General features: G+C 36.4%; 26 protein-coding genes and 1 pseudogene. 15 read left to right on the forward strand and 12 right to left on the reverse strand.

Annotated elements, in window-relative coordinates; genetic code table 11:
- Positions 1-5 precede the first annotated feature (5 nt).
- On the reverse strand, positions 6-1022 hold the full coding sequence (locus tag ACZZZW_RS10465) for an acyl-CoA reductase (protein ID WP_463493200.1): 1017 nt from the start codon (positions 1020-1022) through the stop codon (positions 6-8).
- Positions 1023-1100: 78 nt separating this feature from the next.
- Between ACZZZW_RS10465 and ACZZZW_RS10470 the strand changes: the two genes are divergently transcribed.
- Positions 1101-1451, forward strand: a complete 351-nt coding sequence (locus ACZZZW_RS10470; protein WP_055914541.1) for a 4Fe-4S dicluster domain-containing protein — start codon at positions 1101-1103, stop codon at positions 1449-1451.
- Between the two features lie 314 nt (positions 1452-1765).
- On the opposite strand, the gene ACZZZW_RS10475 is transcribed toward ACZZZW_RS10470, so the two are convergent.
- A complete protein-coding gene (locus tag ACZZZW_RS10475) occupies positions 1766-2218 on the reverse strand; it encodes a universal stress protein (protein WP_055914956.1) in 453 nt (150 codons plus the stop codon).
- Positions 2219-2328: 110 nt separating this feature from the next.
- On the opposite strand from ACZZZW_RS10475, the gene ACZZZW_RS10480 reads away from it, so the two are divergent.
- The 3 genes from ACZZZW_RS10480 (at position 2329) to ACZZZW_RS10490 (ending at position 4063) form a co-directional block, all read left to right on the forward strand.
- Positions 2329-3114 (forward strand): C40 family peptidase, encoded by a 786-nt coding sequence (locus tag ACZZZW_RS10480; protein ID WP_463493201.1) that lies wholly within the window; start codon positions 2329-2331, stop codon positions 3112-3114.
- A gap of 281 nt (positions 3115-3395) precedes the next feature.
- The gene (locus ACZZZW_RS10485) at positions 3396-3602 is read left to right on the forward strand and encodes a hypothetical protein (protein WP_055914532.1); all 207 of its coding nucleotides are present in this window, start codon (positions 3396-3398) and stop codon (positions 3600-3602) included.
- Positions 3599-4063, forward strand: coding sequence for a nucleotidyltransferase (locus tag ACZZZW_RS10490; RefSeq protein WP_463493202.1), 465 nt, complete (start codon positions 3599-3601; stop codon positions 4061-4063). The genes ACZZZW_RS10485 and ACZZZW_RS10490 overlap by 4 nt, the downstream gene beginning before the upstream one ends.
- Position 4064: 1 nt before the next feature.
- Here ACZZZW_RS10490 and ACZZZW_RS10495 read toward each other — a convergent pair whose 3' ends face one another.
- The 10 genes and pseudogenes from ACZZZW_RS10495 to hisG all read right to left on the reverse strand — a co-directional run bounded on the left by ACZZZW_RS10495 (position 4065) and on the right by hisG (position 12976).
- Complete coding sequence (locus tag ACZZZW_RS10495) at positions 4065-4961, reverse strand: WD40 repeat domain-containing protein (RefSeq protein WP_463493203.1); 897 nt, start codon at positions 4959-4961, stop codon at positions 4065-4067.
- An 89-nt stretch (positions 4962-5050) separates the two neighbouring features.
- Positions 5051-5674: a bifunctional phosphoribosyl-AMP cyclohydrolase/phosphoribosyl-ATP diphosphatase HisIE gene (hisIE, locus tag ACZZZW_RS10500; protein WP_463493204.1), complete on the reverse strand. Its 624-nt coding sequence runs from the start codon at positions 5672-5674 to the stop codon at positions 5051-5053.
- A 64-nt stretch (positions 5675-5738) separates the two neighbouring features.
- Positions 5739-6536: an imidazole glycerol phosphate synthase subunit HisF gene (gene hisF / locus ACZZZW_RS10505; RefSeq protein ID WP_463497737.1), complete on the reverse strand. Its 798-nt coding sequence runs from the start codon at positions 6534-6536 to the stop codon at positions 5739-5741.
- A gap of 9 nt (positions 6537-6545) precedes the next feature.
- A pseudogene (locus tag ACZZZW_RS10510) lies at positions 6546-6935 on the reverse strand (endonuclease domain-containing protein); the annotation flags it as partial.
- Between the two features lie 42 nt (positions 6936-6977).
- A complete protein-coding gene (gene hisA / locus ACZZZW_RS10515; RefSeq protein WP_055914524.1) occupies positions 6978-7727 on the reverse strand; it encodes a 1-(5-phosphoribosyl)-5-[(5-phosphoribosylamino)methylideneamino]imidazole-4-carboxamide isomerase in 750 nt (249 codons plus the stop codon).
- A 1-nt stretch (position 7728) separates the two neighbouring features.
- A complete protein-coding gene (hisH, locus tag ACZZZW_RS10520; RefSeq protein ID WP_055914522.1) occupies positions 7729-8322 on the reverse strand; it encodes an imidazole glycerol phosphate synthase subunit HisH in 594 nt (197 codons plus the stop codon).
- Between the two features lie 200 nt (positions 8323-8522).
- Positions 8523-9656 (reverse strand): bifunctional histidinol-phosphatase/imidazoleglycerol-phosphate dehydratase HisB, encoded by a 1134-nt coding sequence (gene hisB / locus ACZZZW_RS10525; protein WP_463493205.1) that lies wholly within the window; start codon positions 9654-9656, stop codon positions 8523-8525.
- Position 9657: 1 nt separating this feature from the next.
- Positions 9658-10698: a histidinol-phosphate transaminase gene (gene hisC, locus ACZZZW_RS10530; RefSeq protein WP_463493206.1), complete on the reverse strand. Its 1041-nt coding sequence runs from the start codon at positions 10696-10698 to the stop codon at positions 9658-9660.
- Positions 10699-10794: 96 nt separating this feature from the next.
- Positions 10795-12075, reverse strand: a complete 1281-nt coding sequence (gene hisD / locus ACZZZW_RS10535) for a histidinol dehydrogenase (protein ID WP_463493207.1) — start codon at positions 12073-12075, stop codon at positions 10795-10797.
- Positions 12076-12124: 49 nt separating this feature from the next.
- The gene (gene hisG / locus ACZZZW_RS10540; RefSeq protein WP_463493208.1) at positions 12125-12976 is read right to left on the reverse strand and encodes an ATP phosphoribosyltransferase; all 852 of its coding nucleotides are present in this window, start codon (positions 12974-12976) and stop codon (positions 12125-12127) included.
- 275 nt (positions 12977-13251) lie between these two features.
- Between hisG and ACZZZW_RS10545 the strand changes: the two genes are divergently transcribed.
- From ACZZZW_RS10545 to ACZZZW_RS10595, 11 genes are all read left to right on the forward strand, one after another.
- Positions 13252-14814 carry a L,D-transpeptidase family protein gene (locus ACZZZW_RS10545; protein ID WP_463493209.1) on the forward strand — a complete coding sequence of 521 codons (1563 nt, stop codon included), beginning with the start codon at positions 13252-13254 and terminating at the stop codon, positions 14812-14814.
- Positions 14815-14833: 19 nt separating this feature from the next.
- The gene (locus ACZZZW_RS10550; RefSeq protein WP_055914500.1) at positions 14834-15238 is read left to right on the forward strand and encodes a hypothetical protein; all 405 of its coding nucleotides are present in this window, start codon (positions 14834-14836) and stop codon (positions 15236-15238) included.
- Positions 15239-15325: 87 nt separating this feature from the next.
- Entirely contained in the window at positions 15326-15580 is a 255-nt protein-coding gene (locus ACZZZW_RS10555; RefSeq protein ID WP_463493210.1) for a hypothetical protein, read from the forward strand.
- Positions 15580-15852: a Txe/YoeB family addiction module toxin gene (locus tag ACZZZW_RS10560; protein WP_463493211.1), complete on the forward strand. Its 273-nt coding sequence runs from the start codon at positions 15580-15582 to the stop codon at positions 15850-15852. The genes ACZZZW_RS10555 and ACZZZW_RS10560 overlap by 1 nt, the downstream gene beginning before the upstream one ends.
- A gap of 101 nt (positions 15853-15953) precedes the next feature.
- Complete coding sequence (locus tag ACZZZW_RS10565) at positions 15954-17993, forward strand: BatA domain-containing protein (RefSeq protein WP_463493212.1); 2040 nt, start codon at positions 15954-15956, stop codon at positions 17991-17993.
- Positions 17990-19246, forward strand: coding sequence for a dihydroorotase (locus ACZZZW_RS10570; protein ID WP_463493213.1), 1257 nt, complete (start codon positions 17990-17992; stop codon positions 19244-19246). The genes ACZZZW_RS10565 and ACZZZW_RS10570 overlap by 4 nt, the downstream gene beginning before the upstream one ends.
- Positions 19247-19347: 101 nt before the next feature.
- The gene (locus ACZZZW_RS10575; protein WP_463493214.1) at positions 19348-20016 is read left to right on the forward strand and encodes a hypothetical protein; all 669 of its coding nucleotides are present in this window, start codon (positions 19348-19350) and stop codon (positions 20014-20016) included.
- A gap of 12 nt (positions 20017-20028) precedes the next feature.
- Positions 20029-20562, forward strand: a complete 534-nt coding sequence (locus ACZZZW_RS10580) for a DUF4199 domain-containing protein (protein ID WP_055914488.1) — start codon at positions 20029-20031, stop codon at positions 20560-20562.
- A gap of 115 nt (positions 20563-20677) precedes the next feature.
- Complete coding sequence (locus tag ACZZZW_RS10585; RefSeq protein ID WP_463493216.1) at positions 20678-21628, forward strand: glycosyltransferase family 2 protein; 951 nt, start codon at positions 20678-20680, stop codon at positions 21626-21628.
- Between the two features lie 68 nt (positions 21629-21696).
- Positions 21697-22665, forward strand: a complete 969-nt coding sequence (locus tag ACZZZW_RS10590) for a glycosyltransferase family 2 protein (protein ID WP_463493218.1) — start codon at positions 21697-21699, stop codon at positions 22663-22665.
- A complete protein-coding gene (locus ACZZZW_RS10595) occupies positions 22662-23450 on the forward strand; it encodes a hypothetical protein (protein WP_055914480.1) in 789 nt (262 codons plus the stop codon). The genes ACZZZW_RS10590 and ACZZZW_RS10595 overlap by 4 nt, the downstream gene beginning before the upstream one ends.
- Positions 23451-23483: the final 33 nt, after the last annotated feature.

Genomic DNA, 23483 nt, shown 5'->3' on the forward strand with positions numbered 1-23483 from the left:
GAAATTCAGTTTAGCTTGTTCAAAAACTCAATTGTATTTACATCATCGGCATAATCCCAAAGTTTTGGGTGCTGACTTTGGCCGAAATCAAAAGTTTTAAAATTTAACGGAGATTTGGTAATCACGCACTGAATGTTTTCAGATTTATCTTTCAACTTTTCTTCAACCTCCTGCAGATGCTCATATTCTTCATAAAAAAGAACAGCCAGTGGCGAGGTAAGGCTTTCATCTTCTTTTAACAATAAAAATCCGTTGTCGAAGTGCTTAGCTGCATTAACCAGGTAAATAGATTTATTGTAATCGTAATTATTATTGTATTTAAAATGGTTTATTATGGGCTGAAAGCTTTCTATTCCTTCATAAAAATTAGTAATATCGTAACCTTTCGGGAAATAAAGTTTTGCTACATTTCTGCAGCCTAATCCAAAATAATCAAAAATATCGTTGCCCAGATTCTGGATGTCTTTAAAACTTTCCGAACCATCTAAAACGGCAACACTGTTTCTGTTTTTCCTGATGATGTTTGGCACTTTGCTAAAATAATAATCAAAATAGCGCGATGAATTGTTACTTCCTGTGGCAATAACGGCCTCAAAATCTTTCAAACGTTCTACATATTGAATGTGAGTATCGAAAGCGGGCTCTATTTCTATCAGTGCTGCAATTACCGCTTTAATCAATTTATCGTCAGCCGAAGAAAGTTTTATAAGGGCAATATTTCCAGTAGCCAGTACACTTAAAACATCATGCAAACCTACAAGAGGAATATTTCCTGCTAAAATTAAACCCACCTTTTTTGGGGAGTTACTAAACCTGATTGATTTGAACCAAACGGTTAAATCGGCTTCATTTAACATCTCAGCAAAAGATAAAATAGATTTTTTTATATTTTCTGCGGTGAACCATGCATTGGTATTTTCAGCGCTATAAAATGCATTTCCTAGTATGTCAGTAGGGTTTGTAAGCAATGTGCCTAGTTGGTTAAACGCGGATATTGCTTTTTCTTGAGTTAATGCTGACATATTTAGAATTATTATTAAGTGATTATATATTATATTTGCATCGCAAAGGTAAACTAAGCAAAAGAATTAGACGAAAACATGGCGATTAAAATAACAGATGAGTGTATAAATTGTGGGGCTTGCGAACCGGAATGTCCTAATAACGCAATTTACGATGCCGGTACTGCATGGCGTTTTTCTGATGGTACCAATTTAAATGGTATCATTGATTTTGGTAATCAACAAATTGAGGCTGACTCAGCACAGGAAGCAGTTTCGGATGAAGTGTATTACATTGTATCCGATAAGTGTACGGAGTGTAAAGGCTTCCATGATGAGCCACAGTGTGCGGCAGTTTGTCCGGTTGATTGTTGTGTAGATGACGAAGATATCCGCGAAACAGAAGATGAATTGTTGGCTAAAAAAGCCTGGTTACACCAGGAAGGGTAGTCAAACTTAAATATTTATAAAAAAAGTCTCACCTAAAGTGAGACTTTTTTTGTTTTATAAGGTTTCACTCTTTTTGCCGGAGCTTTACGTATTGGCAGAGATTAAATAGAAGACACGTCATTTCGACTGAAACGCAGTGGAATGGAGAAATCTATAAGCGTGGTATTATTCATGTAAAAAGATAGCGAACGGGTTCTGTATGACAAAAATAGTAGCAAGGCTGAAAGCTATTAGATTTCTCGACTTCGTTGCACTCCGCTCGAAATGACGACGTAGACTATTAATCTATTAATCAGTCCGCAATTACCCAAAACCTAATCAACATCACATTTATTAGGGATAATTAACACTGGGCAGGCCGATTTCCTTGCAACGTGTTCTGCAACGCTTCCCATTAAAAAGTGGTATAATCCTGTGCGGCCGTAAGTACCAATTACAATTAAATCAGAACCCCACTCATCAGATTGCTGTATAATGCCATGCGCTGCGGTATCTACTATGCTTAAATAAGTCGTGGTAATTCCTTTTCCATATTTAGTTTCCATTTCTTTAAGTAAGATATGGCTGTTTTCTTCACTATTGTCGTAAGTCTCCAAAAATACAGGTGCCAGGGTTAAATCTGGATTTACATTGGCAGGTACTGGTTCGATAATGTTAACCAATGCAACTTCTGCTCCAAATTTTTCGGCCATGTCGTAACCGGCTTTTGCCGCTTTTTCTGAACAGGTACTGTTATCAACGGCGATTAATATTTTTTTAAAATTCATGGCAAGCTGATTTAAAAGGTGATCATCATAAAAATAACAAATTTGCATGCAAAATGTTAGGCAATGGATGTATTTTATTAGTTTTACAATAGTTTCACGAGCAGATTTAAATGGAAAATCAATACGGTATTTGTAGGGTTGCTGTAGCACCCTTAAGAGCAGATGCATCAGATCAGGCAGAAATTGTTTCGCAACTTTTATTTGGCGATCATGTCGAAATTATACAGAAAGAAGATCGATGGTGGCTGATTCAGAATGGTTATGACGGTTATGAGGGCTGGATGGATTTTAGGCAATTGGCACCAATTACCCAAAATCAGTTTGCAGAAATGCATGATTGTAAGTTACTTGCCCCATTAAGTTTTAATAACGTATTAACAGCGGCTGATGGAAGTAGCTATCATTTGAGTCCGGCCAGTAACCTTCCATTTTTAAAGGATGATTTTTGTTATGCGGGCGAAGAAAAGTTTAAGTTAAATTTCGAAGCATATGATAAAAGTGCTGTAAATTTTACAGATAAGGTGACTGAAACTGCTAAATTTTTTCAGAACATACCATATTTGTGGGGTGGAAGGCATTTATTTGGCCTTGATTGTTCTGGTTTTACCCAAACCGTATTTAAAATGTTGGGTATTAAGTTAAACCGAGATGCTTCACAGCAGGCTGAACAAGGCGAATTGGTCGGCTTTTTGGCAGAATGCAGGGCTGGTGATGTTGCTTTTTTTGATAACGACGAAGGCAGAATTACTCACGTAGGTATTATGCTGAGCCCCAATGAAATTATCCATTCCTCAGCCAAAGTAAAAATAGATCCAATTGATGATCAGGGTATTTTTAATAAAGAATTAGGTAAATATTCACATAAGCTAAGAATTATTAAGCGATTTGTGGATTAAGTTTGTGGAATACGGTTTTGGAGGCAATGGCACACAAAAACTATTTCAGGGTATTTTTATCAAGAAAGATGCTGACCACGCAGGAGCTACAAGACAATTAAAAATAATATTTCTACTTGTAAAATAAATTCAGCATGACGGAGCTTAAAATTAAAAAAACTAGTTATCCATCTCCTAAACCATAATTTGCCGACCAACAACACAAAACCTTTATGCAAAGCATCATCTATGTCCCTTTTTTGCTCTTTTTGATTATATTTGTATAGATAATTAAAGCGAATATGGAGCCGAAAATAAGGAAAATGGCAATGGTGTTCAATCAGGTAAAGATGGAGGATGAAGATGCTTTGGATATTGCCTTTTGGCTTGCTCAGGCTCCAGAAGAACGGCTTAAAACTGTCGTTTCTTTAAGGAAAAGTTATTTCACCTGGTTAAACAGTTCATTTCCTGAAAAAATGGATAAGGTTATAACACATCGTAAATTATGATATTTGAGCCTGACTTTATAGAGTTTATAGAACTCTTAAATAAGCATGATGTTAAATATATGATTGTGGGTGCTCATGCTTTAGCATATCATGGCAGACCCAGACATACTGGTGATTTAGACATTTGGATTAAGCCAGATCACGAAAACGCTGAAAAAATGATTGATGTATTGACTGAATTCGGTTTCGCATCACTAGGGTTTAAGAAAGATGATTTTTTAAAAGAAAACTATGTTTCACAAATTGGCTATCCACCATTAAGGATTGATATATTAAATGCAATTTCGGGTGTTGAGTTTGATGAAGCCTTCGAAAACAAAATTGATGCTGAAATTGATGGTTTAGTCACGCCTTTTATCAATGTTCAGGATTTTATTGCCAATAAGGTTGCTTCTGGAAGGCTCAAAGACTTAGCTGATATAAAAGAGCTGCAGAAAAGAATAAATAAAAAGAAATCTTAAATTATTCCATCTCCCAAACCATCACCTGCCGGTCATCACCTGTAGAAATCAGGTATTTGCCATCATGGCTCCAAATAATTTTATTGATAGAATGCGTATGGCCTATACCCGCTTTTTCTAAACTTAATATTTTATACAGTTTAAAGTTTTCTGCATCCCAAAGTTTAATGCTTTTATCCTGACTGCTCGTAGCGAAATAAGGCAGGATAGGATGAAAGGCAATATCATAAATGGTAAACATGTGCGCCGGAACGGTTTCTCTGAGTTCGTAATTCGGCAGATCCCATATTTTTAGTTGTGCATCTCGGCTTCCTGAAATTAAATATTTGCCTGTGGGATGATAAGCCAAAGAGGTAACAGGTAATGAATGCCCCTCCAATGATTGTTTCAAGCTATAATCTGCAAGGTTGTAAATCCTGATCAAATGATCCTTGCAACCAAATGCAACTTCGCTTTCATTGGGTGCAATTGCAATAGCCCTAACGGTATCGTAAGCCACCTGGAAACGATAAATTTCTGTAAAATCTACTAATGACCACACCGCAACAGTACCATCTTCTCCAGTGGTTAAAAGCTCATTTTTTCCTTTTACGATTTGTATGTTGAAAATCGGTTTAGTGTGAGCATTTATCCTGAAAATTACTTTTTGCTCTTTAAAATCATAAACACTAAAAGCACCGCTCCTTTCCCCAACAAATAATTGATTGTTGTAATAATGTAGACAGTAAACTGAACTCTGCACTGGCATTTTAATCTTCACAAAAGCCATCTCATTTAACGACCACTCTACAACCCCCTTATCGTTCCCTGCACTAAAAAATACACCATCTTCATTTGAGTTGGCAAGCGCATAAACAGGGTTTTGGTGACCGGGGAAGGTATGTAGGTGTTTGAGCATTTCTTGAGGTTCATGGTTTAATGTTTACGGTGTAGGGTGTAGGGTTAGGCATATAGCACGTTAAACCTTACCCCCTTCCACCTCAAACCTTATTTGTGTCTTTTCTCTAAATTCTTCGCAATATCCTGAATCGATAAACCTTTTTCTTTCAATAAAAATAATAGGTGAAAAACAAGATCTGATGCTTCACCAATTAATTCTTCTTCCGATTCGGCAAGGGCAGCGATTACGGTTTCTACACCCTCTTCACCAACTTTTTGAGCAATTTTGTTTAAGCCTTTAGCACGCATTTTATTGATATACGAACCTTCAACCGGGTTTTCATATCTATCGGTAATGATGTTTTCGAGTTCGAAGATGAAATTTTGATTGAAATCTGTTTTAAAACAACTGCGGCTACCAGTATGGCAGGTTGGCCCAACGGCATCGGCCTTAATCAGAATGGTATCGTTATCACAGTCTACAAAAAGTTCTTTAACAAACAAGAAGTTATTGCTGGTTTCACCTTTTGTCCAAAGGCGATTTTTAGAACGCGAAAAGAAAGTTACTTTGCCTTCAGCTTGCGTTTTTTCCAATGCTTCAGCATTCATATAGCCTAACATTAAAACCTCTAAAGTTTTATGATCCTGAATGATTACCGGGACCCCCCAGCCCCCTGAAGGGGGAGTTTTGCCAAAGTCAATTTGGCTAACATCTATTTTTTTTTCAATCATGTATTATTCTATTTTATACTTTACCATATTGAGTGGTAACGTCCCCTTTAGGGGATTTAGGGGTTTATATTCTAACCGGGATATTATTCCTTTTTAATTCTTGCTTTAAATCAGGAATCAGGATTTCGCCATAATGAAATACCGAAGCTGCAAGTGCGGCATCAACATTGGCTTTTTCAAAAACCTCAGTAAAATGTTCCATATTGCCTGCTCCACCTGATGCTATAATCGGGATATTGATCATTTGGTTTACTTTACTTAGCAATCCACAATCAAAACCTGCTTTTGTACCATCATGGTCCATAGAGGTTAACAGGATTTCTCCTGCGCCTAAATCTTCTGCCTGTTTTATCCAGCTTTCGGTTTCCAGCTCGGTAATTAATCGTCCACCATTTAAGTGAACCATATTTTTACCGTCTACATGTTTAGTATCGACAGCCAAAACCACAAATTGTACTCCAAAAGTTTTAGCCAGGTCTTCAATTAGCTTTGGATTTCTAACTGCGGCCGAATTGATGCTGATTTTGTCCGCTCCTGCATTTAATAACGCTTCTGCATCCGCAATTTCGGTTATTCCACCACCAATGGTAAAAGGAATATTTAATTGCCTGGCAACTGATTTAACCATTTCAATCATCGTTTTCCGACGCTCGTGAGTAGCCGTAATATCAAGGAAAACCAATTCATCAGCACCCTGTTGTGCATATTGTGCCGCTAGTTCAACCGGATCGCCAGCATCACGTAAATCAACAAAGTTTACACCTTTTACCGTACGGCCGTCTTTAACGTCTAAACAAGGGATTATTCTTTTACTTAGCCCCCCGCCCCCTAAAGGGGGAGATGCGAATTGCTTAGCCTGTATGGCTTCTTTTATCTTTTCCAAAACTGAGTCTAAATTATTGTAAAGTTCAGTGTTTTTGAATCTCATTACCTTAATTCCAAATCCCTCGAGAACTTTTTGTCTTTCAATATCATTATTAATAACCTCCGGTAGATCATGGATGCTTCCATCTAATTCGATAATTAATTTTGCCTCATGACAGTAAAAGTCAGCGATAAAAGATGAAATAGGGTGTTGTCTTCTAAATTTTACTCCTAATTGCTTATTACTGATAAAATGCCATAGTAAATTTTCAGCTTCAGTGACTTTGTTTCTTAGGCGTTTAGCATTTTCAAAAATCATATTTGATGCACCATAGAACATATTAGGTTCATTGACTTGTAAAAAATCAAAATCATCCTCAATTATTTTATAAGTCATCTTTAATTATGCTATTAACTCCCCCTTTAGGGGGTTGGGGGGTTAGATACTTGATAAGGCCTTCAAATTCCACTCTTTAATTTCTTCGATGGTAATGCGTTCTTCGTAAATTGCTTTTCCAACTACTACACTTCTAATTGGGTATTTGGCCAATTCATAAATATCTTCCATAGAACTTACACCTCCTGAAGCAATTAATTTGATCATTGGAGAGTGTTCAAGCAATTTTTCATATAAATCGACTGCTGCACCACCTAATTTTCCATCTTTGCTGATATCAGTGCATAAGAAGCGGAAAAATCCTAATGAAAGACATTTATCAACGTAATCCATCAGTTTAATCGGCGAGCTTTCCATCCAGCCAGAATATTTAATTACCTCATCTAAAACGTCAATTGCAATTACAATTCGGTTAGCATAATCGTCTTTTTTAGCAAAAGCCTCGCTTAACTGTGGTAAAAATTCAGGATTGGTAATGGCTTGTGTACCTACAATTACGCGGTGAATTCCGGCATCTAGTAAATTTGTTACCTGCTCAATGGTTCTGATGCCACCGCCATACTGCACCTTCATCTCAGTTTTCTTGATGATTTCGAAAAGCGTTTTTTGATTACTGAAATCACCTTTGGCTCCATTCAAATCAATAATATGGATAAAATCTGTACCATTTGAACGGTATTTTTCTATCATTTCGGGGATAGAAACATCATATTCCGTTTTTTGGTTATAGTCACCTTCACGAAGACGGACCACTTTTCCATCCAAAATATCAATAGCAGGTATTATGTACATTTTATAAGCTTAAGTTTGAAAAATTTTTTAATACTAATTCGCCGGCTTTTCCCGATTTTTCGGGGTGGAACTGAACGCCGTAAAAATTATCTTTTTGTACCGCTGCCGAAAACTTTAATCCATAATCGGCAGATGCGATGTCAAAAATAGGGTTATATTCAATAAAGTACGAATGCACAAAGTAAAATTGTGTATTATCTTCAACACCTTCAAATAATGAATTGCTTTTTGGGCTTACTGCATTCCAACCCATATGTGGTATTTTGATATTCAGTAGCTTATCGAATTTTTTGGTTTTAACCGGAACAATGTTTAAAAGTGCTGCATCACCTTCTTCCGAATGTTCGGTAATCAGTTGCATGCCCACACAAATTCCAAGAACTGGTTTAGTTAGTTTTTTAATCGCTTCAACCAAACCTGTTGCCTTTAATTTTTCCATGGCAGCACCCGCATGGCCAACGCCTGGAATGATAATATGGCTATATTTTTCGAGGTCACTTTCAGTATTTACCATTCCGTAGGTCACATTTAAGCGGTCTAAAGCAGCGGTAAGGGAGAAAATGTTTCCTGCTCCGTAGTTTACTATTCCAATCATAGTTTTGTATTTCAGATTCCTTTTATTTATGAGGTTTGAAAATGAAAGTCGGCTTTTCATAGGGCCTGTAGTCCCGCTATCGCTTATAGTCCGCTCCCGATGAAAAATCGGGATGCGGGCTATTCCGCTCTATCAGGTTTATTTAACAGCGGATGGGCTTCAAAACCCTCCGCCCTAAACCTTTCAGCCTTTCACCTTTCTTACAATAGTCCCTTTGTGCTCGGTAATACCATTTTCTCTGCATCGCGTTTTATGGCCATTTTAATGGCTTTTGCGAATGCTTTAAATATGGCTTCAATTTTATGGTGCTCATTATCGCCTTCTGCTTTTATGTTTAAATTGCATTTTGCAGCATCACTGAACGATTTGAAAAAATGATAAAACATCTCTGTAGGCATATCTCCAACCATTTCGCGTTTAAATTCAGCATCCCAAACAATCCAGTTTCTTCCTCCAAAATCGATGGCTACCTGGGCCAAACAATCGTCCATTGGCAAACAAAAACCATACCTTTCGATGCCTAATTTATTGCCTAATCCTTTAGCAAAGGCTTCACCCAATGCAATACCGGTATCTTCTATGGTGTGGTGTTCGTCAATATGCAAATCGCCTTTTGCAATTACCTCCAAATCAACACTTCCATGTCTGGCAATCTGATCAAGCATATGATCAAAAAAGTTTAAACCTGTTTCAATTTTTGCTTTTCCTGTTCCGTCCAGATCAAGGTTAATGGTAATATCTGTTTCATTGGTTTTACGCTCATGGTAAATTTTTCTGCTTCCTGCTTTAAGCAAATTATAGATATCTTCCCATTTCTTGGTTTCCAAAATGATTACATCTAACAGCGTTTCATGTTTATCAAGTGCTTCAGTTGAACCCAATGCATCATTCTGGCGCAGAAAAATTGCTTTAGCCCCTAAATTCTTTGCTAAAACCACATCATTTAAACGATCGCCGATCACAAAGGAGTTTTTTAAGTCGTAATCTTCGCTAAAATATTTGGTTAATAATGCAGTACCTGGTTTGCGGGTAGGCGCATTATCTTTAGCAAAAGTTCTGTCAATCACGATTTCGCTAAAATGAACACCTTCGCCAGCAAAAGTATCCAAAATAAAATTGTGGATCGGCCAGAAATTTTCCTCAGGATTTGAAGCAGTACCCAATCCATCCTGATTGGTAACCATTACCAGTTCGTAATCCAGCTCGGCTGCAATTTTTGATAAATAATATAATGATCGCGGATAAAATTTAAGCTTTGCAAAACTATCTACCTGTTCATCATCTGGTTCGATATTTAACGTTCCATCGCGATCTATAAATAATACTTTTTTCATTTTAAAAATTCTCTAGAACAGTTAATAGTTTGTCGTTTTCTTCTTTTGTACCTACGGTAATTCTTAAACATCCTTCACATAAAGTTACTTTAGAACGGTCGCGTACAATGATGCCTTGCTCAACTAAAGTATCATAAATTTTCAGTGCATCTGTAACTTCTGTAAGGATAAAATTAGCATCAGAAGGATATACTTTTTTAACAATATTTAGTGTGGTTAATGCTTTGCTTAAACGGTCTCTTTCTGCAACAGATTCTTTAATCCAATCGTTCACCTGGGCGATGTTTTTTAAGGCTTCAAAAGCCAAATCCTGCGTGGCCTGATTGATGTTGTAAGGTGGCTTAATTTTGTTTAAAACATCGATCACTTTTGTTGATGAAAATGCCATGCCCAAACGTAAAGCGGCGAGCCCCCAAGCCTTAGAAAAAGTTTGTAAAACCACCAGGTTTCCGTACTCGGTTAACTCCTGGATAAACGTCTTTTGGCGGGCGTAATTTATGTACGCTTCATCCACTACAACGATGCCATTAAAGTTGGCTAAAATGGTTTCAATATCTTCGCGGTTTATCGAATTCCCGGTCGGATTATTTGGCGAACAAATGAAGATTAATTTGGTGTTTTTATTAATGGTTTCTGCAATCTTTTCCATATCCAATTGGAAGTTTGGAAGCAGGCTCACTTTACGGATTTCTACATCGTTAATGTTGGCCGAAACTTCGTACATTCCATAAGTTGGTGGCAGCACAATTACGTTATCTTTCCCTGGGTTACAAAATGCACGAAACAATAAATCTATCGCTTCATCGCTGCCGTTTCCTAAAAAAGTATTTTCAATTGGTACGCCTTTTATTTTGCTGATTGCATCTTTTAAATCGAGTTGCAAAGGATCAGGATAACGGTTATAATTTGCTGGTAGCGGCGAACCATAACTGTTCTCATTTGCATCTAAAAAAACAGATGCCTGCCCTTTAAATTCGTCCCTCGCAGTAGAGTAGGGGCGAAGGTTTTTTATATTTTCTCTTACTAAATCGTTAATGTCCATTTTTATATTTTTATTCGTCACTCTTAATTTAGTTCAGGGCCTTGTTAGGTGTTGAACTAAATTTAGCACGATGCATATTGAAGATAGTGATCTAATCTAATTTTTAAGTCGTATAGTTACTGCATTTTTATGCGCATGTAATCCTTCTGCTTCCGCAAGAATCTCAACCGTATTGCCGATGTTTTTTAGCCCTTCCTGAGACAGGTGCTGAAAAGTTATTTTCTTTAAAAAAGCATCTGTTGATACGCCAGAATATGCTTTTGAGAAACCACTGGTTGGTAAAGTATGGTTTGTTCCTGAGGCATAATCGCCAGCACTTTCTGGTGTAAGGTTGCCTAAAAATACAGATCCTGCATTTACAATTAATGGAATCAGGCTTTCAAAATGCTCAGTTGCTAAAATCAGATGCTCTGGAGCATACTCATTTGAAAATTTCATTGCAACATCCAGGTTTTCAGCTAAAACCGCATAAGAATTTGCTATGGCCTTAGCTGCAATTTCTTGCCGTGGTAGGATAGTGAGCTGATTTTCAATTTCTTTAATCGTGTCAGCGATAATCTGATTTGAAGTAGATACCAAAATTGCCTGACTATCAACACCATGTTCAGCCTGAGCAAGTAGATCTGCAGCAACAAATGACGGATTGGCAGTTTCATCAGCGATGACCAATACTTCCGAAGGACCTGCAGGCATATCAATAGCCACCTTATTTTGAACCATTGTTTTTGCCGTTGTAACGTAACGGTTGCCAGGGCCAAAGATTTTATATACCTGAGGTACGCTTTCCGTTCCGAAAGCCATTGCAGCCACAGCCTGTGCGCCTCCAACCAGGTATATTTTATCGATTCCCAATAGCACCGCGCAGTAAGCTAAATAACAATTGGTTTTACCATCACTTTGCGGAGGAGAACATACCACAATATGTTTACAGCCGGCAATGATTGCCGGAGTGGCAAGCATTAAAAATGTGCTCGGTAAAACTGCTGTTCCTCCAGGAATGTAAAGTCCAACTTTTTCAATTGCCCTCGATTCGCGCCAGCATACAACGCCCGGCATTGTTTCAATTTTATCTTCGATTTTTAATTGCGATTGGTGAAAAGCTTTGATATTTTGATATGCTGTATCAATTGCTTTTTTCGCATCGGCAGTGATGGTAGATGCGATTGATTTCAATTCTTCTGCATCTAAAAATAGTTTGTCCAAATCAACCTTATCAAATGCTTTTGCGAAATTGAAAAGTGCCTGGTCACCATCTTTTTTTACCGTGCTGATGATGTCAGTTACCCGTTCTTCAACCAGTTTATCGTCTTCAATCTGCCTTGAACAAAGTTCTTCAATTTTTGATTCAGATAAATCTTTATAATTGTAGATTTTCAATGTTTTATAATTTTAAATTAACTAATAGTTAATATGAATTTAAACGATTTTACTTAATTATTTTCTCAATTGGTATTACTAAAATACCTTCGGCACCAGCAGCTTTTAAACTGTTTATTTTATCCCAGAAATCTTCTTCGGCAATTACAGAATGCACGGCTACCCAGTTTGGTTCGAACAGCGGAACAACTGTTGGGCTTTTAACACCTGGCAATAAATCCACTACTTTTTGAAGGTTATCTTTTGATACATTTAGTACCACGTATTTGTTAGATTTTGCACTGAGCACTGAGCGGATGCGTTGAAGCAATTCTGCAACTTCAGGATTGTCGGCGATTGATTTGTTTCCGATTAAAACCGCTTCAGATTGCATTACATCGGCAAAAGGTTTTAGGCCATTGCTCTTTAATGTTCCGCCTGTAGAAACAATGTCGAAAATGGCATCACTTAAGCCCAAGCCCGGACCAATTTCTACCGATCCTGAAATGGTTCTGATGTCAGATTGTATGCCTTTTTCGTTTAAGAATTTTTCGAGAATAACAGGATAAGAAGTAGCGATAGCTTTGCCGTTTAATTCTTCAAGATTTTGGATATTACTTGTGGCCTGAACTGCAATTTTTAAAGTACACTTTCCGAAGCCTAACTTTTGAAGATAATCTACTTCGGCTTTGGTTTCTACAATAACATTTTCTCCAACTATACCTAAGTCGGCAATACCATCTTGAACATATTCTGGAATATCATCGTCGCGGAGGAAAAGAATTTCTAAAGGAAAATTGGTAACGGTTGAGATGAGTGAACTTTTGTAGTTTTCGAAAGATAAACCACAGTTTTTAAGTATTTCTACAGATTTTTCGTTTAACCTACCCGATTTTTGGATAGCGATTTTAAGTGTTTTCAAAGTATTGAATATAGAGTGAATAAGAAATTATTTTACGGAAAAAAGTTTTGAAGTACAAAACAAACATATCATATCGCCTATCGGCGATGGTGTAAATGTAAGTGATGGTTCAAAGTTAAATTCATAAATTATTTCTGCCAGTATCAATACTTTAGCTGATATGCGATGGCAAATATAGCGTTTGAAATGGGAAAACAAAAAATAATGGCACTTAATTTGCCATTATCGTGTTTTTATTGCCAACAACACTTATTTTGTATCATAAAATTAACATTTTGAAAAAGTTTCGCTTTCTAATTTTACCGTTTATTCTGTTTATTTCTGCCTGTGGATGGTTTAAAAGCCCGCCCGAGATCGGAAAAGTGTTATCTGAACATTTTAAAAATAAAATTTACAAAGATTTCGATACTGTAGCTTATGATAGCATTTTTGTGAAGACAATGGACAGTCTTTCGGCTAAATTTGTTAATCCTAAAACGATTAAGGCTTTTTATGCCAATAATTATACACAGCCAAGGCTGGTAACTCAATTTTACATCAATGGTGAATTAGATTCGCTCGTAAACTATTTAAATCAAAGCCAGGTACACGGTTTCAACCCTAAAATTTTTAAAGGTGAAGAAATTAAAGGTTTACTGGATGAATTAACTGCCAATAAATTTAAAAAAGTTGATGAAAGTTATCCTGTAATTGCCAAACTGGAGCTGTTATCAGCAAATGCCTATTTAAATTATACCAATTACCTCAAATACGGAGTGGTTAATCCGCGTGCAATCTTTTCGCGTTATTACATCAAGGTTAAGCGTCCGGATAGCCTGGGAATGATCAATTTTTTAACCAGTAAAAGCCTGGTTGATAGTTTAAGATCTGTTCAACCAAAATCAGCGCAATATAAAGCATTACAATCAGCATATTTAGCGGCAAATAGCGAAGATGAAAAGCGTATTTTACTTTTAAATATGGAAAGGTTTCGCTGGAAAATGCCGGAGACAGGAGATACCTATGTGCAGGTAAATATTCCTGATTTTAGATTAACCTGGCTGGATAAAAAAGATACCGTAATTTCGATGAAAGTATGTGTAGGTGGCAAGCGTGAAAATGGATATGAAGAGAAGTTAAAAGCCTTTGCAAAATCGGGCAATTTGGATGATAAACCTAAGAACCACGAAACGCCATTGTTGTTCAGTAAAATCAATTCTATTCAGGCCAATCCAATTTGGAATATTCCGGTAAGTATTGCACAAAGTGAGATCTATTGGATGGCCCGAAAAGATCCTTTTTATTTATCTAATAGTAACATCAAAGTTTACTATAAAGACAAGCTTATTGGAGAGCCGGATACAATAAATTGGAGCAAGTACTCGCGTGATAAATTACCCTTCAAATTTAAGCAAGGTTCGGGTGGTGGAAATGCCTTAGGAAAGTTCAAATTTATCTTCGATAACAGCTCTAGTATTTACCTTCACGACACCAATAATAAAAATGGATTTAACCTCACTAACCGGGCCATCAGTCATGGTTGTGTGCGCATTGAAAAACCGCTAGAATTTGCCGAACTTTTGGTAAAGGATTCTTACACTTATGATAAGCTTAGGGCAGAGGTAGATTTGCCACCGATCGATAGTACACATGTAAAATGGTATAAAAAACGGATGGCGCAAAAGGCAGATACCACCAAAGCTTTTCAACTCAAACCAGCATGGTTCGGACCGAAAAAAGCTGTGCCATTAATTATCACTTATATTACGGCCTGGGCGCAAAATGATAAGATTGAATACAGACCTGATGTTTATGGTATGGATGAAAAACTTTGGGCTGCGATGAAAAAGTATCGCTAAGAAAGCTTTATTTTGCAAAATGGAAGAAACCCCTGCATTCAATAATCAGGCTGATATCGTAAATAGTGCCATTAGATTTATAAATTCTTGGTTTAAACAATCGAAGGCCATCACCAACGAACTGAATGATTTTTTTATCCTCCCTGGTAATAAAATTATCGGCAAGGATGTAATTATTGGACGTTTAAAAGGTGTGTTCGGTCGTTCTGATGAATATGTTGGCGGTAGATATGATATTATCGATGTTAATTTTGAATTGATGAACGAAGGCAAAGGTATGGGCTTTGTTGAAGGCGTAGCTGGTTATAGAGCTGTTATCCAAAAACAATCAAAAATTATAAGCGGGCCTTTCAAACTTTACTTTGCATTATATAACGGCAGCTGGAAAATTGTAAATATCGAATTTCCGGGGTTTAGTTATTGATTGGGTTCATGATTTACAATTAACCTTATCACTATAACAGTATTAATAGTTATATTTGTACCAATATGGTACACTTAAATTAAATTTATGTTAGTGGTAAGCAGTAGAGAATTTAGGGAGAAACAGGCTGAGTATATGGATATGGCCGATAATGGAGAACAGATTATTGTTCAAAGAGGTAAAAATAAAGCATATTCAATAACCCCAATAACCAATGATGACATCTATTTTTCAAAAGAGATGGTCGAAAAAATTGAAAAATCACTTTTGCAGGCAAAAAATGGAAAAGTTACAAAGGTTACAGGAAAAGATGCTTTAGTAGATTTTCTTAAAGATTTATAATGTATAGCCTAGAGTTTACTCCCCAGGCAATAGAAGATCTTAAGTGGCTAAAGAAAACAGATCAAAGTGCTTATAAAAAGGCTCGAAAATTATTATTGGAACTTATTGATCATCCAACCAGCGGCACAGGGAAGCCTGAACTAAAAAAATATAAATTATCAGGCTTGTATTCGAGAAGAGTAAGCCAAAAACATAGACTCATTTATCAAATAAATGATGAAACAATTAGCGTATTGGTTTTATCTGCTGCTGGTCATTACAACGATAAATAGATCAATTTCTCAATGTTAACAATGTTCACCATCAAAACATTGATAATAATAAATAACGAAAGTTATTCGCAGTTCCATAATTTTTCTATCTTTGGTTTTTAATGAATTTCCTTTATCCGGGCTTTCTTTTCGCACTAATATCGGTTGCCATTCCGGTTATCATTCATTTATTCAATTTCAGGAAGTTTAAAAAAGTTTATTTCTCTAACGTTCAGCTTTTAAAAGAGGTAGAACAGCAAAACTCTTCCAAAGAAAAACTTAAAAACCTGTTAATACTGCTTTCGAGGGTTTTGGCTATTGTGTTTTTGGTGCTGGCATTTGCCCAACCCTATCTACCAGAGCAAAATCAAAAAACAACTGCCGCTAATAATTTAGTGAGCATATATATCGATAATTCTTACAGTATGGAAGCCATCAATAAAGATGGTAACTTGCTTGATGAAGCGAAAAGAAGAGCCAAAGAACTCGTAAAGGGTTTTGGTATCAATGATCGTTTTCAACTGCTAACCAATAATTTCGAAGGGAAACTCCAACGACTTTTAAATGAGGAAGAGTTTTTAAAAGCCCTTGATGATGTAAAAATCTCTGCAGCGAATAGAAACCTGCAGCAAATTCTGAACCGGCAAGGAAATATTTTGACCGGAGCAAATAACAAATACAGTTTTTTAATTTCTGATTTTCAGAAAAATATTTCAACAACTAAAAAGCTAGAAACCAAAACTGATATTCAATATTCATTTTTAAAACTGAATGCCAATACATTACCCAATGTTGCAGTTGATAGTGTTTGGGTGCTCTCGCCAAATCATCAACCCGGTGCAAATGAGCGATTGGTTGTACAGTTAAAAAATTATTCAGAAGAAGAAGCAAAAAACATCCCCTTAAAATTAAGCATCAACAACCAACAAAAAGGTTTAGGTGCTGTAAGTATTCCCGCTGGTAAAACAGTTAAAGATACCTTGAACTTTTCCGGATTAAATGCAGGATGGCAAAAAGGCATCATTAGCATTAAAGATTTTCCGGTAACTTTCGATGATACCTTATCATTTAGTTTTAAAGTAGACGAAAGTTTTCCTGTATTAAGTATTAACGGGCCTGGTGCAGGCAATTACATTAAAGCACTTTTTGCCGCCGATCGTTATTATAAATTAACCGAAAATGCTGAAAGCAATGTTAATTATAGCAATTTTGCCAACTATGGATTAATTGTTTTAAATGGGCTAAAAAATCCATCAACGGGATTGGCACAACAGTTAAAAACTTTTCTTAATGCCGGTGGATCTGTGGTTCTGTTTCCTGATTTAGAGGCTGATATTCAGAATTACAATTCATTTTTAACTGCTTTATCACTTCCATCAATTCAAACACTAAATACTACAGCAACAAAGGTTGATCAGATCGATTTGCAAAATCCGATCTTCAAAACTGTTTTTGAAGAAATTCCTAAGAATTTAGATCTGCCAACTGTTAACCGTTATTATTCTTTTGTTGAGAAAAATACCTCCAACAAGGAAGATATTATGTTATTGCCAGGCAGGAAACCTTTTTTCTCAAAATATGCTGTAGGTAACGGACAGGTTTATTTATCAGCTTCTGGCTTAAATGCCAATGAAGGAAATCTGGCCCGTCATCCGGTTTTTGTGCCTTTAATTTACCGTTTAGCCTTAAGTGGAGGAAATGAAACACCTTTATATTACAATCTGGGCAATGATAATGCCCTGGCCGGTAAAAAGATTACGTTGGGTAAAAACCAAAGTTTAAAAATTACCGCAGACCATTTCGAAGCCATTCCCGAAATCCGTCAGGCAGATGGGAAAACACTGATTTACATCGCCGATCAAATAAAAAATGCGGGTTTTTATAACCTGAAACTTGCTGATTCCTTAGTTGCTGTTTATAGTTTTAACAGCGGCAGAACCGAATCTGATATGCATTATTTGAGTAAGGCAGAACTTGATCTGTTGGCAGGTAAAAGTAATTTGAAAATATTCGATACCGATAAAGATGCCATTAAATTAATTGCCGGTGCCAATAAAATCGGCCGAACTTTATGGAAACTTTGTCTAATTTTGTCGCTGATTTTTATTGCAGCAGAAATTTTGCTCATCCGATTTTTTAACAACACAAAAAAAACAATATGAATCTCCTGGTTAAAAATGTAACCATTGCCGATCCGCAAAGTAAATTTAACACTCAACAATGCGATGTTCGGGTAGATAATGGTAAAATTAAAAACATAGGTAAATTAACTGCCGATAAAAACGAAACGGTTTTTGATGCTCAAGGTGCCTTTTTAACTCCAGGTTTTTTCGATCTAAATTGCGTAGCCGGCGATCCGGGTTTCGAAACCAAGGAAGATATTCAAACCTTAACCGCTACAGCAAAGGCTGGTGGTTTTACCGGATTGGCTTTATTACCACAAACAAGCCCGGTTGTACAATCAAAATCTCAGGTAGAATATGTAATTAACAGGGCAAAAAACAACTTGGTTGATGTTTTTCCGGTAGGGGCAATAAGCCAGAACCGTGAAGCAAAAGAACTTGCCGAACTTTTTGATATGCAGCAGGCTGGTGCTGTAGCTTTTTCTGATGGTGATAGGGCCATACAGGATGATGGTTTTATGAGCCGTGCTTTGCAATATGCCAAAGGTTTCGATGCGCTTTTAATGGTTTACCCCGAAAATAAATCCATTGCAGGGAAATCGCAAATAAATGAAAGTAAAAACTCAGTGCTTTTGGGCATGAAGGGTTTACCCGCGCTTGCCGAGGAAATGCATATTGCACGCGATATTTTCCTGGCAGCTTATAACGATACTAAAATTCACATCAGCAATATTTCTACCGCAGGTGCAGTAGCATTGATCCGTAAGGCTAAAAAAGATGGGGTGCAGGTTACCTGCGATGTAACGGCGCATCACCTGGTGTTTACAGAAGAACTTTTAAGCGATTTTGATAGCAATTACAAAGTTAAGCCACCACTACGGGGAAAAGCAGATTTAAAGGCACTAATTGCCGGTTTAAAAGACGGAACCATTGATGCCTTAACTTCGCAGCACCGACCAGAGGAAATTGAATTTAAAAATGTGGAGTTCGAAATTGCTCATTATGGCATTATAGCTTTGCAAACTGTACTACCATTGTTAATAAAAGCAGGTTTGGATATTACTTTAATTGCTGAGAAATTGGCTATAAATCCACGTAAATTGTTAAATTTAGCTGTTCCGGTAATAGAAGAAGGAGCTGAAGCTAACTTTACCGTTTTCAATACGACAGAAAAATGGTTGTATAATGCTGCAAGTAATTATTCAAAATCGGCAAACAGTCCGTTATTGGGTACTGAACTTACAGGAAAAGTGAAGTTGGTTTATAATAACAATCAGTATTCGGAAAGTTAGTTGAAAATATTTGGCTGTCATTATCATGGATAGTTGCTGAAATAAATATTGCATGATCCACTATTGACATTAAAAATCCTTAAATCCAAAAAATCTTAATCATGGATAACAGAGTAAAAAAAGCGCTGAGCGCAACCATTAATAAATATGCTGAGGTTTCGGCAACCAACGTAGAAGGTTTTGAGACAGAATTATTGGCTGCTTTCGAGCTAGATGTTAATTTTTTAGATAAAGCGGCTGCTTTTGATGCCGTTTTTGATACGCATCCTAAATTTGAAGAACTACGTGAAGTATTTTTCGATTTATTAATGGTAAACTTCTTTAGCAGCGATGTACAGAAACTGGAAGAAGATTACCTGGAAAGTGATGAATGGGCAAATATAGAAGAAGAAACCATTGATAGGGGAACAGAACTCTTAAACCTTCTGTTGTATATTAAAGAATGCAAGGATGAAGATTTAGATCCCGAATTGGGCGATTTCTTAAAAGAATTTTTGTTGGTGGAGGATGATGAGTTTCAGGATGAATTTGAGATTTACGAAGAACTGATCAGCAATCAGCAATTGGCCGAAAGCAGTGTAGAAGAAATTTGCAAAACGGCAGCTACGCTAAATATCAGCGAAGAAATGCAAGAATTGTTTGTTCCTTTTATGGCTTTTTTCCTTGATGTAGAAGGTAGTGCAGAAACAACTAAAGAAATAATTCAGTTTAGCCGTAACAAATCATTCGATTCTGCTACTTATATATTAATTACAACAATTAATAACTAAATTAAATTGATCATGGAACAACAGATACTTCAGGAAGAAAAGAAACCCAATGCATTGGCATTTCAAGTAGCAATTGCTTTTGCGTTTTACACTTTAGCATTAATATTCATCATGAACCTGCTTGGTGTAAGTGCGCAGGTAGAAGGTACACCAATTTGGCAAAAAGTAATTTCAGTTATCCTGTCGTATGGTACTTTTATTTTGGCAATTTACTACGCTCAGAACAAGCATAAAAATGAATTGGGTGGTTTTATAACTTACGGTAGAGCATTTTCTGCCGGTTTTAAAGTAGCTGCGTATTCAGGCCTTTTTATTGGTTTATTAATGATGCTCTATTATGGCGTTATAGATAAAGGTGCATTACAAAATATTTTGGATATTCAAATCAAAGCCGCAGGGGATAACGAACAAACACTTAAAGGGGTAAATATGATGAGCAAGTATATGATCTATATGATTGCATTCGGATCTGCTATAACCTATACGCTGATTGGTTTGGTAATTAGCTTAATCACTGCCGCAGTAATAAAAAAAGATAGAGTTTAATTTCCTTATAAATTTTGAACGTGCAGGTTTTATCATTTAATTTGATGAAATTTGCACGTTTTAATTTAAACAAACCTCGCATGTTTTTAAAATTTGCGGGGTTTATGCTTAAAAAATGGATATATCAGTTGTAGTACCCTTATTTAATGAAGATGAATCTTTGCCAGAATTAACGGCTTGGATTGATAAAGTGATGACAGACAATAACTTCAGTTACGAGGTTATTTTGGTTGATGATGGCAGTACTGATAGATCTTGGGAGGTAATTGAACAATTAAGGCTTCAAAATCCGGCCATAAAAGGCATTAAATTTAGGCGTAATTACGGTAAATCTGCAGCACTAAATGTAGGTTTTGAAGCTACACAGGGCGATGTGGTAATTACCATGGATGCTGATTTACAGGATAGTCCGGATGAAATTCCTGAATTATACCGAAGGATTAGAGAAGAAAAACTCGACATTATATCCGGCTGGAAAAAGAAACGTTACGATCCAATTACGAAAACCATCCCTACGAAATTATTTAATGCAGCTACCCGCAAAATGAGTGGCATTGAGCTGAATGATTTTAACTGTGGATTAAAGGCTTACCGTAGTGATGTTATCAAAACCATAGAAGTTTATGGCGAAATGCACCGTTATATTCCGGTTATAGCCAAATGGGCAGGATTTAGTAAAATATCAGAGCAGGTGGTAGAACACCGCGCCCGTAAATATGGCACAACAAAATTCGGTTTCAGCAGGTTTATCAATGGCTTTTTAGATTTACTTTCCATATTTTTTGTTGGTAAATTCGGTAAGCGGCCAATGCACTTTTTTGGCTCTTTGGGCGTATTGAGTTTCTTTTTAGGAATTGTAATGTCGCTTTACGTACTTGTAGAAAAGCAAATTTTAATCTGGAAAGGCTTACCTTATCGTGATGTAACCGATCAGCCTTTATTTTATTTGTCACTGGTTGCCATTGTTGTAGGATCGCAGATGTTTTTAGCTGGTTTTATCGCCGAGCTATTATCACGCAACGCACCAGAAAGAAACCAGTATTTAATAGAAAAAGAAATTAAATAAGCTGAAAGACTAAAGCTTAAAGCATAAAGCGCTTTGGTCTTTAGTCTTTTAGCTTTCAGCTTAAAGACATGTTTTTCTCCATCATTATTCCCCTTTATAATCGTCCACAAGAAATAGACGAGTTATTAAATACCTTAACTAAACAAACTTATTTGCAGTTTGAAGTGCTGGTTATTGAAGATGGTTCCAAAAACGATGCGAAGGCAATAGTAGCCTCTTATGCTGATAAACTGGATATTAAATATTATTTTAAGGAAAACGCCGGACAAGGTTTCGCACGTAATTTTGGTTTTGAACGGGCTACAGGTGATTACTTTGTAATTTTCGATTCGGATTGTTTAATCCCTTCAAATTACCTCGAAACGGTTAAAAATTATTTATACGAGCATCATTTAGATGCTTATGGTGGCCCGGATGCTGCGCATGACAGTTTTACTCCTGTGCAAAAAGCAATCAGTTACGCCATGACATCACCTTTCACCACTGGTGGTATCCGCGGTAACAAGCAGCATGTAGGGCAATTTCACCCCCGTAGTTTTAACATGGGTATATCCCGCCAGGCTTGGGAAAAGGTAGGTGGTTTTATATTAACCCGATTGGGTGAGGATATTGAGTACAGCATCCGGATTCATGAAAACGGATTTAAAATCGGCCTAATTCCAGAGGCAAAGGTTTATCATAAACGCAGAACAAGTTTTAGCCAGTTTTATAAGCAATTACACTTTTTTGGAAGGGCAAGAATTAATATTTATAAACATTTTCCAAAAGAATTAAAGCTTGTACACTTTTTTCCAGCATTATTTACTTTAGGCTTTGGTTTCACTATTTTGTGTAATTTTATTTATCCACCGCTGGCATATGTTTGTAACTTCTTCTTATTGATTTACTTTATGTTGATATTTTTTCATTCATGGTCTGTAAATAAATCTTTAAAAGTTGCATTTTTGAGCATTATATCTTCATTTATCCAATTAACCGCTTATGGTTTAGGATTTATACAGGATTTATTTAAACGAGTGGTATTTAAACAACAATGATCAATTATCTAAAAGAAAGTACGTTCGCCGTTAATGATGTAATGCAAAAGGCATGGAGCATTACCAAGAAACACTATTTCTCGATTGCTACGCTATGTTTTTTAATGTTTATTACGGCAAGTGCATCAAGTTTAATGGCCTTTTTTATAAAGGACGTAAGCAAAGCGCTGAGCGTTATCATGGTAATTATTTTTGTATTGCTTTATTTTACCATCAACCTTTCGCTGTTTAAATATATTTTCCATTTAATGGATGATGAAGAAAACGATGTAAAAATTGTAGATACACTTCCAACGAGGCAACAAATTATTAGATTTTTAGTAGCCACTCTTTATTTTGTAGGTTGCATCCTTGGTGTTTACCTGGTGGTTATACTCGTCGCTTTCCCATTTATTTATACAGGAATTAATGTTGCTATTGTAAAAAATGTGGCTATTTCGGTTGGTATCATAGCTATTTTTATTACCTGGTTAAGAATTTCATTTTTCCCGTTTTTTATCATCGATAAAGGTGCAACACCATTTGATTCGATTAAATTGAGTTTAGCTACTACAAAAGGAAATTTCACTAAAATTTTATTGTTATTGGTTGTTTTAGGTGGAGGATATTTAATTTATCTATTGCTAAACTACCTGCAATGGCCGCTTGTTGCTTTCATTGTAAATATTTTAAGTTCATTTATCATTGTTCCGCTTTCCAGTGTAGCTTTAACGGTTGCATACCGTAAAATTTCGGGTGAGTATAAAGGCGATGAGCATCCGGATATTTTGCATAATATCGTTTAACCCCCTAAACCCTGAAGGGGGTGAAAATCAGAT

It is taken from the genome of Pedobacter sp. AC379, from assembly GCF_979258145.1.